This window comes from Streptomyces sp. NPDC001732 (assembly GCF_053596315.1).
In genome coordinates this window covers 44,819-55,429 of record NZ_JBSFFY010000042.1, presented here as the reverse complement: position 1 = coordinate 55,429, position 10,611 = coordinate 44,819, and the positions used below count along the sequence as shown (strand labels likewise).

The following is a 10,611-nucleotide window of genomic DNA, read 5'->3' as shown; positions in this document are numbered from 1 at the left end:
CCCCAACTCCTGGCGGGGCTTCAGCCGCTTCATCAACCAGGACGAATGGGACTGAGACACCACCCCGCACACGAGCCCACACCACCCGGCCCGACTCTCCCCGGGCCCGCCGTCGTCGTCCCCGGCGGCGGGCTCCCGGTCGAGCTCCCCACAGCCGCACCGTGCCGTCGCCGTGCCCCCGCAGTACCTCGTGCCGGCCGTCGGTCACGACCCGGCCCGTCGGCCCATCGACCCGGCGGCTTGGTGGGCGTGCGGTCCGGGGAGGCGTACAGCCGGGGCGCGCGGAAGCGGAACCCCGGCCGCGGGCGTGCGTCCGCCCCGGACGGCAGCGGAACCGTGTGGCGCGCACCGGCGTCCGTCCGGATGCCCGCAGGATCGCGAACAGTGCCGGAGGAAGCCGTCCATGCCCGAAACAGCCGCCCGTTACCTCTACCTCGCCCGGCACGGCGAGGCCACCCCGGACGAGAGCGGGCTGACGGACGACGGGCGCCGCCAGGCCGTACTGCTCGGCGAGCGGCTCCGGCGCATCCCGCTCGCGGCCGTCCACCACGGCCCGCTCCCACGGGCGGCACAGACCGCCCGGCTGATCTGCGAGCGGCTCGACGGCGTGTTCCCGCAGCCGTCCGAACCGGCCGGGGACTACATCCCCCACCTGCCGGAGCGAGAAGAACTCCCCGCGGAATCGGCCGACTCCATGCTCGCCCGCCTCTCCCTCTTCCCGGCCGAGGAACGCGAGCGCGGACCGGAACTGGCCCGGGAGGCCCTCGCACGGTTCACCGGACCCGTCGAGGGGGACGAACCACGCCACGAACTGGTCGTCACCCACAACTTCCTCATCGGCTGGATCGTCCGGGCCGCCCTCGACGCCCCCGAGTGGCGCTGGATGGGCCTCGACCACGCCAACGCCGCACTCACCGCCATCCGGTACGCGCCCGGCCGCCCCGCGTCCGTGCTCTTCTGCAACGACACTGGGCACCTCCCCGCGGAACTCCGCTGGACCGGCTTCCCGCCCGAGCTCCGGATCCCGCTCTCCGACGAGGGCCGACCGGCCGCGACGCGGACGGCACACGGACGACGTGACCACCGATGAGCGGACGGGCCCACAAACACCGCCTAGACTCGGCGAAATGGCGAAGTACTACGACGTACACCCCGTGAATCCCCAGCGACGCACCATCAGCAGCGTGGCCGACAGCATCCGGTCCGGCGCACTCGTCGCGTACCCCACGGACTCCTGCTATGCCCTGGGATGCCGGCTCGGCAGCCGGGACGGCATCGGCCGGATCAGATCGATCCGCAACCTCGACGACCGCCACCACTTCACGCTCGTCTGCCAGGACTTCGCGCAGCTCGGCCAGTTCGTCCACGTCGACAACGACGTGTTCCGCGCGGTCAAGGCGGCGACGCCCGGCAGCTACACCTTCATCCTGCCCGCGACGAAGGAGGTGCCGCGCCAGCTGATGCACCCCAAGAAGAAGACGGTCGGGGTCCGGATCCCCGACCACGTGGTCGCCCAGGCGCTGCTCGCCGAACTCGGGGAGCCGCTGCTGTCCAGCACGCTGCTCCTGCCCGACGAGGACGAGCCGATGACGCAGGGCTGGGAGATCAAGGAACGACTCGATCACGTGGTGGACGCCGTCGTGGACTCGGGCGACTGCGGCACCGAGCCGACCACGGTCATCGACTTCTCGGGCGGCGAACCCGAGATCGTCCGCCGGGGGGCCGGCGACACCGCCCGGTTCGAGTAGCCGCGCGTCGGTGGCCCCGCCGTCGCCGGCCGGGGCCGAGCGGCGCTCGCGACGGCAGGGCCGCGGCGCTGATCGGGGCGGCGGGAGCAGCCGGGCCCTCGGGCGGCGGTCACGATTCGTGCGGAGGCCGGGGAGATCGGTAAGGTGCCTGGTCACGACCGCACCCCGTTCGATCCTGGGACCGGTCAGAGCTCTGCCGCGGTCGGTGGCACCTCCACGACTGCTGTGCCGTTCTCTGCCTGCCCGGGACCCCGGGACACGGGGGGCGATCCTCATGGCGCGGGGCCAGTCGGGTCCCGCCCGACGGGCCAGGAGGAACCACGAGTGGCACAGATCATCGCCGAGGTCTCACGGACGTTCAACGAGTTTCTGCTCCTGCCGAACCGGACCCGGGCCGACTGCTCGGCCGCGACGGTCGACCTGCGTACGTCCCTGGTGCGGCACCTCGCGGGCGAGGCGTCGGCGATCGAACTGGGGTCCCCGTTCACGTCCGCGATCATGCAGGCCGTCAGCACGCCCGAGCTCGCGATCGCGCTCGCGCGCAACGGCGGTCTCAGCTTCCTGCACCACAACCAGCCGATCGAGGAACAGGCCGCGGCGGTCCGCCAGGTGAAGAACTTCAAGGCCGGATTCGTCACCAGCGACACGAACGTCCGTCCCGACGACAGCCTGGGCCTCCTGGTCGACGTCATGCGCCGCACCGGGCACAGCACCGCCGCGGTCACCCACGACGGGACCGCGAACGGCCGCCTGCTCGGCCTGGTGACCTCCCGGGACTTCCACCCCCAGCGCCACGACCTGGACGGCCCGGTCGGCGGCCGGATGACCGCCGTCGCCGACCTGGCCACCGCGGGGCCCGACGCCACGCTCTCCGAAGCCAACGCGCGGCTGTGGGACGAGCGGCTGGACTGCCTCCCGGTGCTGGACGCCGAGGGGCACCTCCAGCATCTGGTGTTCCGTTCCGACTACGCGGACAACAAGCGTTTCCCGCACCAGGTCGTGGACGCCGCCAAGCGACTTCGCGTGGGCGCGGGCATCAACACCCACGACTACCAGGAGCGCGTCCCGGCCCTGCTGGAAGCGGGCGCGGACGCGCTGTGCTTCGACTCGTCCGACGGCTACAGCGACTGGCAGGCACAAGCCCTGACCTGGGTGAAGAAGCACTACCCGGAGATCCCGGTCGGCGGCGGCAACGTGGTCGACGGCGAGGCGTTCACCTTTCTCGCCGAGGCGGGGGCGGACTTCGTCAAGGTCGGGGTGGGCGGTGGCTCCATCTGCATCACCCGCGACCAGAAGGGCATCGGCCGCGGCCAGGCCAGCGCCGTGCTGGACGTCGCGGCGGCCCGGGACGCCTTGTGCGAACGCACCGGCGAGTACGTGCCGATCTGTTCCGACGGCGGGCTGGTGCACGACTACCACGTGGCCCTGGCGTTGGCGATGGGCGCCGACTTCGTCATGATGGGGCGTTACTTCGCACGCTTCGACCAGGCGGCCGGCGCGAAGCTGCCCACCCGCGACGGCTTCGTGAAGGAGTACTGGGGCGAGGGCTCCAACCGGGCCCGCAACTGGCAGCGCTACGGCCAGGGCGGCCAGGGTCTCCTCTTCGAGGAGGGCGTGGACGGCTACGTCCCCTACGCGGGCGACCTCGACGAAGGGCTCGCCCTGACCGTCGCCAAGCTCAGGACCACGATGGTCTCCTGCGGGTCCGCCACCCTGCCTGAGTTCCGCTCCACGGCCCGGCTGACCCTCGTCTCGGACCAGAGCTTCCAGGAGAGCCACGCCAACGTCACCCTGCGGGACGCCCCGGCGACGGTCTCCTGACGGGCTTCCGGGGGTGCCGCCCCCGGAAGCGGTCGCTGCCCCGCCACCCCGGATCGGTTCAACCAGCAATCATTATCGGTATGCCATTTCGCGGGTGATCGCCCTTCGGGTCGGCCGCCTCGCGCCGGGGGAGAGGGGCGGCGATTTCGCGAACCCGCGGACGGTCCGGGCACCGGGGCGCCGTACGTCGCAGCCGGCGCGCGCCTCGCTCGTGCTCGATCTCGTCGGGCGGGAGAACCTGAGCAACGCCAACGCGCTGAACGCGCTGGCGATGAACATGACGCAGGTCATCGGCCCGGCCGTCGGCGGGGCGATGATCAGCGCCTTCGGGGCGCCCGCGGCCCTGTGGATCTCGACCACCTGGTACGCGGTCTCGCTCGAGGCGCTCTGGCCGCTGCGCGGCCCAGGTGCCCCGACTGCTCAGGTACAGCGGCGTCCACACGCCGTGACGCGCCCCGCCCTCGGCCGACGGCTTCGCGAATGGTGTACCGGAAATCGTGAACGGCGCCGCTCCCCGGCATCCCGGTGAAGAATGCCCGGAAGCGGTGCCGTGGGAGTTGTGCGGCCCGGGAAGTGCTCCTCGTGCCTCAGGAACCCTGTGCCCCGCGCCGCCGTGCCGCGACGGCGCGCCGGCTGTTCACCAGGTGCTCCGTCACGAGCTCCTCCACCCGCTGGACGTCACGGTCGGCGATCGCCTCGTAGAGCGCCTCGTGCTCCTTCGCGATCCCCACGAGGTCGTCGTGCTGCGCCAGGAACCATCGCATCCTGCTGCGAAGCGTCTGCTCCAGCTCGCGGAGCAGGTCGTTCCCGGCCAGCGAGGTCACCGTCTGATGGAAGTCGGCGGCGGCCCGCCGGGCCCCCACCGCGTCGCCCGCGAGAGCGGCGGACAGCTCGGCATCGAGATCCGCGCGGAGCCTTTCGAGACCCGCGCGGGCATGGCGCTGAGCGGCCAGCCGGAAGGTGAGCAGTTCGAGCGAGGTACGGATCTCGTCCAGATCGGCGATGTCCGAGGCGGTGAACTCCCGTACGACCGCCCATGTCCGGGGCCTGGGGGTGACCAGGCCCTCGGTCACGAGCGCCTTGAGGGCATCGCGGACGGGCACCCGGCTCACACCGAGCTCCGCGGCGATCTCGCGTTCGACGAGCTTGCTGCCCGGCAGCCGGACCCCGTCGAGGATGTCGTCCCGCAACTGCCGGGCCACACGCTCCGACTCAGGCTCGAAGGGTCCGGACTCTGTCATGGCCGATGATTCTTCCGTCATGGCGGGGACGGGACCGTCAGGAACGCGGACCGTCGGCCCGGTCGTCGCGCGCCGCGTTCTTCTCCTTGATCCGCGCGGCTTCCTTGCGGACCTCCGCCTGGGTGGCGCGCTCCTTCAGGAGCCACTCGGGGGACTCCTTCTTCAGCGCGTCGATCTGCTCCGTGGTGAGGGCCTGAGTGATCCCGCCCCGGGCGAGACCGGAGATCGAGACACCCAGCTTCGCCGCGACCACCGGCCGGGGGTGCGGACCGTTGCGTCGCAGTTCCTGCAGCCACTGCGGAGGATCGGACTGCAGGGCGTTCAGCTCGGTGCGCGAGACGACACCCTCCTGGAACTCGGTGGGGGTGGCCTCGAGGTACACACCCAGCTTCTTCGCCGCGGTCGCGGGTTTCATCGTCTGGGCGGTCTTGTGCGACGTCATGGTGTCCAGGGTATCGAGCATGTGAGCTACCTCCGACCAGGGCCGGTAACCTGGCGGGGTGACACGTTCGGAAGAAACCCCCTCGTTCCGGCTCGCCTACGTCCCGGGGGTGACCCCCGCCAAGTGGGTGCGGGTCTGGAACGAGCGGCTGCCCGACGTTCCGCTCACCCTCGTCGGAGTGTCGGCCGCCGAGGCCCCCGACATGCTGCGGGACGGCGGCGCCGACGCCGGCCTCGTACGGCTGCCCATCGACCGGACGGCCCTCAGCGCGATCCCGCTCTACACCGAGACGACCGTGGTCGTGGTGCCGAAGGACCACCTCGTGGCGGCGGTCGACGAGATCGGCACGGCCGACCTGGCCGACGAGATCGTGCTGCACCCCCTCGACGACACGCTCGACTGGGAGCGGCCCCCCGGGCTCCCGGCCAACGAGCGTCCCGCCACGACGGCGGACGCCGTCGCGCTGGTGGCGGCGGGCATCGGGCTGCTCGTCGTACCGCAGTCGCTCGCCCGCCTGCACCACCGCAAGGACCTCACGTACCGGCCGGTGACGGACGCCCCCGCCTCCCGCGTCGCGCTGTCGTGGCTGGAGGACGGGACCACCGACCTGGTGGAGGAGTTCATCGGGATCGTCCGGGGACGGACCGTCAACAGCACGAGAGGCCGGGCCAGGTCCCAGGAGCGGGCGGCGAAGGACAAGCGCGCGGAGACGGGCGGTGCGCGGCGCAAGCCCGCGGCCGGCGGCAGGTCGGCGGGGAAGAAGACGGACGGCAGATCGGCGGGGAAGAACCCGCGGGGCGGTTCCGGCGGCCGGACGGCCGGACGCGGCAAGCCCCGCCGCCGTTCGTAACCGCCCCGCGCCCCGTCTCCGCCGCGTACGCGGCGATCAGCCGTACGGGGCCGGGAACGACGAGTGACCGGGGGAGCGGTGCACCGGCGGACACCCGGCGCACCATCCGTGTCCGCCGTGCTCAGCGCCCGCGACGCACCCGGGGCTCGGGCACGAGGCGCACGACGCCGTTGAGCAGATGGTCGATCAAATCGTGCGAGGGCCTGTCCGTGAGGTTGGTGAGCAGCCGGGCCAGGGCGTTGAGGAGGAACGGCGACCCCATGACGTAACGGTTGAGGACCGGCTGGAAACCGGACCGGCTGAAGACGAGATCGGCGGCCTTGTTGCCGAGGCGGTAGTAGCTCCCCCAACGCCGGTTCATCTCAAGGGGATAGCCGCGCAGCACCTGTTCCCGCCGGGGCCCCCGGGGAAGGGCGAGAGCCAGCGCGACGGTCTCGGCCGCGACCTCACCGGCCTCCATGGCCTGGCCGATCCCCTCGCCGTTCCAGGGACTGATCATGCCGCCGGAGTCACCCACGAGAAGGAGCCCGCGGGCATACAGGGGGTGCCGGTTGAATCCCATGGGAAGGGCCGCGCTGCGGACCGGACCCTCCGCGTTCTCCTCGCGCAGCCCCCAGGCCTCGGGGGTGCGGGCCAGCCACTCGTCCAGCGCGGCGCGCAGGTCGGCCTTCCCGTGCCGGCGGTGCGGCAGCGCGCCGAGACCGACGTTGACGCGACCGTCGCCCATGGGGAAGATCCAGCCGTACCCGGGCAGGTAGTGGTCGCTCCCCGGGAAGCGGAGGTCGGCCCACAGTTCCAGGTACTCCTCCTTGGAACGCTCCGGGCTGTGGTAGTAGCGGCGGGCGGCCGTCGCGATCTGCCTGTTCCTGTCACGCTGGAGCCCCATGGCGAGGGCGAGCCGGGCGGAGGCGCCGTCGGCGGCGATCACGACCGGCGCGCGGAATTCCAGGGACTCCTTCTCCCCGTTGACGGCGGTGACCCCGGTGATGCGGCCCGCCCGGTCGGTCAGGGGGTGGGTCACCTTCGTACCGGGGCGCAGCCGAACTCCGGCGGCCACGGCGTGGCGGGCGAGGATGTCGTCGAAGTCGTGCCGGCTCCGGGAGAGGCCGAAATCCGGGTAACGCCCGAGCGCGGGCCAGTCGATGTGCACCTGATGGTCCCCGGCCACCCAGCGCATTCCGCGCGACCGCGTCCACCCCGGTGCCTTGATGTCGACGCCCATCCTGATGAGCTGGTGCACGGCGCGCGGCGTCAGACCGTCCCCGCACACCTTCTCCCGGGGGAAGTGGGACTTCTCCAGGAGCAGGACGTCCACGCCCGCTCTGGCGAGGTGGAAGGCCGCGGCCGAGCCCGCGGGCCCCGCCCCCACCACGATGACCTGGGCGTCCTGGTCCGACCCGTGGCCGGACCGGGCGTCGGACGGTGACCGCTCTGGTGTCGTCTCCCGCATCGGGAACCCCTTCTGGAACAGCCGGTGCCATACCGGGGACGGCATCCCCGGGCATCATCATCGATCAAGAAGGGGCCGGGCGGAACCAGGCCCGGTGATCCGGCAGCCGGTCGACACGGCGTCGAGCCGGTGCGCGGCCGGGGCCGCCGGATCCGCCCGGCCTACGACTCCAGATAGCGCAGGACCGCCAGCACACGCCGGCTGTAGCCGGTGGAGCGCGGCAGACCGAGCTTCTCGAAGATCGCGTTGAGATGCTTCTCGACCGAACTCAGCGAGAGGTGCAGCTGCTCCCCGATGGCCGCGTTGGTACGGCCCTGCGCGACCTGCTCCAGCACGTCGCGTTCCCGGGGCGTCAGCCCGGCCAGCGGGTCGGTGTGCGTGGTCCTGATCACCAGCTGCCGCACCACCTCGGCGTCGATGGCCGCACCGCCCGCATGGACGCGCTCCAACGAGTCCAGGAACTCGTCCACCTGCGCGACCCGGTCCTTGAGCAGATAGCCGACCCGCTCGGCGTTGGCGGACAGCAGCCGGACGGCGTAACTGCGCTCCACGTGCTGGGAGAGCACCAGCACACCCACCGGGGGCCACCGTTCCCGGATCTCCAGCGCGGCCCGCAGCCCCTCGTCGGTGTGCGTGGGAGGCATCCGGATGTCCACGACGACGAGGTCCGGCGGATCCGCCTCGACGGCCCGGACGAGGGACGCCCCGTCCCCGACCGCGGCGAGGACCTCATGCCCCTCCTCGGCCAGCAGGAGCGCCAGGCCCTCCCTGAGCAGGGTCGAATCCTCGGCCAGCATTACGCGCACGGCAACTCCGCGGTGATCGTGGTGGGGCCCCCGACGGGGCTGTCGATGTACAACCGGCCGTCGAGCGCGTCCACCCGGCCGCGCAGCCCGGCCAGTCCGCCGCCCGCGGGATCCGCGCCACCGGTGCCGTCGTCCCGGACGGAAACGGACAACCGGTTCCCGTCGCCCGTGACCCGGACCCGGACCCGGCCGGCACCGGAATGCTTGGCCGCGTTGGTCACGGCCTCCGACACCACGAAGTAGGCGGCCGTCTCCACGGGCCGGGGCAGCGGCGGCGGCACGTCGAACGCGATGTGCAGGGGAATGGCGCAGCGCTGTGCCACCCCGGTCAGCGCCTCCTCCAGCCCCAGCTCGTCCAGTGCGGACGGATAGACCTGCCAGGCCACTTCCCTCAGTTCGGTGAGGACTTCCCCGGCCTCCTCGTGCGCCTGCCGGAGCAGCGCGGCCACCTGCTCGGGCGTCCGGTTGCGGCGCGCCCGTCCCAGCAGCATGGCCAGCGCCACGAGCCGCTGCTGCACCCCGTCGTGCAGATCGCGTTCGATCCGCCTGCGTTCCGCGTCGACGGCCCGGAGCACCTCGGCCCGGCTGGCGGCCAGCTCCGCGACCCGCCGCTCCAGCAACTCCCGCTCGGAGGGGCCGAAGTGCTCGCGCGCCTGCCGGGTGTCGAGGGCACAGAGGGAGACGAGCCCCTGGAGGCCGAGGAAGAGCAGCAGGCCGCCGAGGACGGCCTGTGCCAACAGGGCGAGCGGGCCCGAGGAGGAGTGGGGCAGCCTGGTCACCAGCACACCGGCCAGGACGACTCCGTAGGCGAGCAGCGCGAGCACGGCACCCGTCAGCATGCCCGCCCAGGTGCGCACGGCGAGGTGGCGGAGCACGTCCGGGTCGGAGGCCCGGCGCGTGGGGAACCGGTCACCGAAGAAGAAGCTGCGACGCCCGCGTTCGAGTTCCACCAGGCGTCGCGCACCGGCGCTCAGCACGGCCCGTGCGCGCTGACGCGTGCGGGGCCACAGGAGGAACGGGCCCGTCGGCACGCCGACGACGGCGAAGTGGAGGAGCCCCGCCAGGGCGGTGCAGCAACCGAGCAGGGAACCGACGGCCCTCAGGTGCCACGGCCGGGCGCGCCCCGCCGGGGCGCCCCCCTCCTCGGGCCGTGGACCGGGCGAACCCGTGGCACGACCGGCCGAACCGTCTGTGGAATCCCCCCGCACGAAGGGCGAGGCTAGTCGTGCGGAACGGCCGGGGCAAGATCGTTCGTCCGGCCCGGGGCGGCCCCCGCCGTACGGGGCCGCGGCCCGCGGATCAGAGGACACGACGGTGCCGCGCCCGGCCGCGGGACCGGAGCCGCAGGACCACGTATCCGGCGACCGCAACCAGGGCCAGGGCGAGAACGGCCTTGGACAGGACCCCGACGTAGGTCTCCACCAGGTCCCACCGGTCGCCGAGCCAGTACCCGGCCGTCACCAGCACCGTGTTCCACAGCAGGCTGCCCACGGCGGTCAGCGCCACGAAGAGCGGCAGCCGCATGCGCTCCACCCCGGCCGGCACGGAGACGAGACTCCGGAAGACCGGCACCATGCGGCCGAGGAGGACGGCCTTGGTGCCGTGCCTGGCGAACCACTGCTCCGTACGCTCCAGATCGGACGTCTTCACCAGCGGTAGTTTCGCCCAGATCGCATGCATCCGGTCGCGGCCGAAGAGCATCCCGAGCCAGTACAGGGCCACCGCGCCCACCACGGAACCGAGCGTGGTCCACACGAGCGCGGAGGTCAGGGAGATGACGCCCCGCCCCGCCGCGAAGCCGGTCAGCGGGAGGACGACCTCGCTGGGCAGCGGCGGAAAGAGGTTCTCCAGGGCGATGGCGAGGCCGGCTCCCGGGCCTCCCATGGCGTCGACGAGATCGGCTGCCCAGCCCGCGACGCCTCCCGCGGGTTCCTGTGGAAGGCCCGACTGCACGAAATTCATGACCTGACTCCCGGCCGGTGGTGACGGGCGCGAGAAGTCCGTCGCGCCTCACCGGCAACGCTAGGAATCGGCGGTCGGCGCCGGTACGGGGATCACCGTCGAACCGGATGCGGTCGTCCGCACCCGCCGCCCTGCGGTTTTCCTCAACCACGAGGTCACGGTGGCGAGGCGCGGCGCGAACGCGACACCACGACGCCGTGCCGCGCGGATGCGGCGGCCGTCACCGGCCGGGGGCCCGGCGACGGTGAAACGCGGTCCGCCGCCCCCGGCCGGGGGCGGCGGCGTGCCGGG

11 protein-coding genes are annotated in these 10,611 nt (G+C 72.5%); 5 read left to right on the top strand and 6 right to left on the bottom strand.

The features are described 5' to 3' along the window. Positions 1–403: 403 nt before the first annotated feature. The 4 genes from ACWCXX_RS29610 (at position 404) to ACWCXX_RS29595 (ending at position 4,098) form a co-directional block, all read left to right on the top strand. Positions 404–1,090, top strand: coding sequence for a histidine phosphatase family protein (locus ACWCXX_RS29610; protein ID WP_451132516.1), 687 nt, complete (start codon positions 404–406; stop codon positions 1,088–1,090). A 37-nt stretch (positions 1,091–1,127) separates the two neighbouring features. After that, entirely contained in the window at positions 1,128–1,748 is a 621-nt protein-coding gene (locus ACWCXX_RS29605) for an L-threonylcarbamoyladenylate synthase (RefSeq protein WP_451132514.1), read from the top strand. A gap of 324 nt (positions 1,749–2,072) precedes the next feature. Continuing rightward, positions 2,073–3,569 (top strand): IMP dehydrogenase, encoded by a 1,497-nt coding sequence (locus ACWCXX_RS29600; RefSeq protein WP_451132512.1) that lies wholly within the window; start codon positions 2,073–2,075, stop codon positions 3,567–3,569. A 94-nt stretch (positions 3,570–3,663) separates the two neighbouring features. Beyond that, positions 3,664–4,098 carry an MFS transporter gene (locus ACWCXX_RS29595; protein WP_451132510.1) on the top strand — a complete coding sequence of 145 codons (435 nt, stop codon included), beginning with the start codon at positions 3,664–3,666 and terminating at the stop codon, positions 4,096–4,098. 58 nt (positions 4,099–4,156) lie between these two features. Here the strand turns inward: ACWCXX_RS29595 and ACWCXX_RS29590 are convergent, their stop codons facing one another. Next, complete coding sequence (locus ACWCXX_RS29590) at positions 4,157–4,810, bottom strand: GntR family transcriptional regulator (RefSeq protein ID WP_451132508.1); 654 nt, start codon at positions 4,808–4,810, stop codon at positions 4,157–4,159. A gap of 37 nt (positions 4,811–4,847) precedes the next feature. Beyond that, on the bottom strand, positions 4,848–5,252 hold the full coding sequence (locus tag ACWCXX_RS29585) for a DUF5997 family protein (protein ID WP_451132506.1): 405 nt from the start codon (positions 5,250–5,252) through the stop codon (positions 4,848–4,850). Positions 5,253–5,310: 58 nt separating this feature from the next. Here ACWCXX_RS29585 and ACWCXX_RS29580 point away from each other — a divergent pair, with 58 nt between their 5' ends. After that, a complete protein-coding gene (locus ACWCXX_RS29580) occupies positions 5,311–6,102 on the top strand; it encodes a LysR family substrate-binding domain-containing protein (RefSeq protein ID WP_451132504.1) in 792 nt (263 codons plus the stop codon). 121 nt (positions 6,103–6,223) lie between these two features. On the opposite strand, the gene ACWCXX_RS29575 is transcribed toward ACWCXX_RS29580, so the two are convergent. From ACWCXX_RS29575 to ACWCXX_RS29560, 4 genes are all read right to left on the bottom strand, one after another. Next, the gene (locus ACWCXX_RS29575) at positions 6,224–7,552 is read right to left on the bottom strand and encodes a geranylgeranyl reductase family protein (protein WP_451132524.1); all 1,329 of its coding nucleotides are present in this window, start codon (positions 7,550–7,552) and stop codon (positions 6,224–6,226) included. Between the two features lie 161 nt (positions 7,553–7,713). Further along, positions 7,714–8,349 (bottom strand): response regulator, encoded by a 636-nt coding sequence (locus ACWCXX_RS29570; protein ID WP_451132522.1) that lies wholly within the window; start codon positions 8,347–8,349, stop codon positions 7,714–7,716. Then, positions 8,349–9,566 (bottom strand): sensor histidine kinase, encoded by a 1,218-nt coding sequence (locus tag ACWCXX_RS29565; RefSeq protein ID WP_451132502.1) that lies wholly within the window; start codon positions 9,564–9,566, stop codon positions 8,349–8,351. The genes ACWCXX_RS29570 and ACWCXX_RS29565 overlap by 1 nt, the downstream gene beginning before the upstream one ends. Positions 9,567–9,657: 91 nt before the next feature. Further along, positions 9,658–10,320, bottom strand: a complete 663-nt coding sequence (locus ACWCXX_RS29560; protein WP_451132500.1) for a DedA family protein — start codon at positions 10,318–10,320, stop codon at positions 9,658–9,660. Between the last annotated feature and the right edge of the window lie 291 nt (positions 10,321–10,611).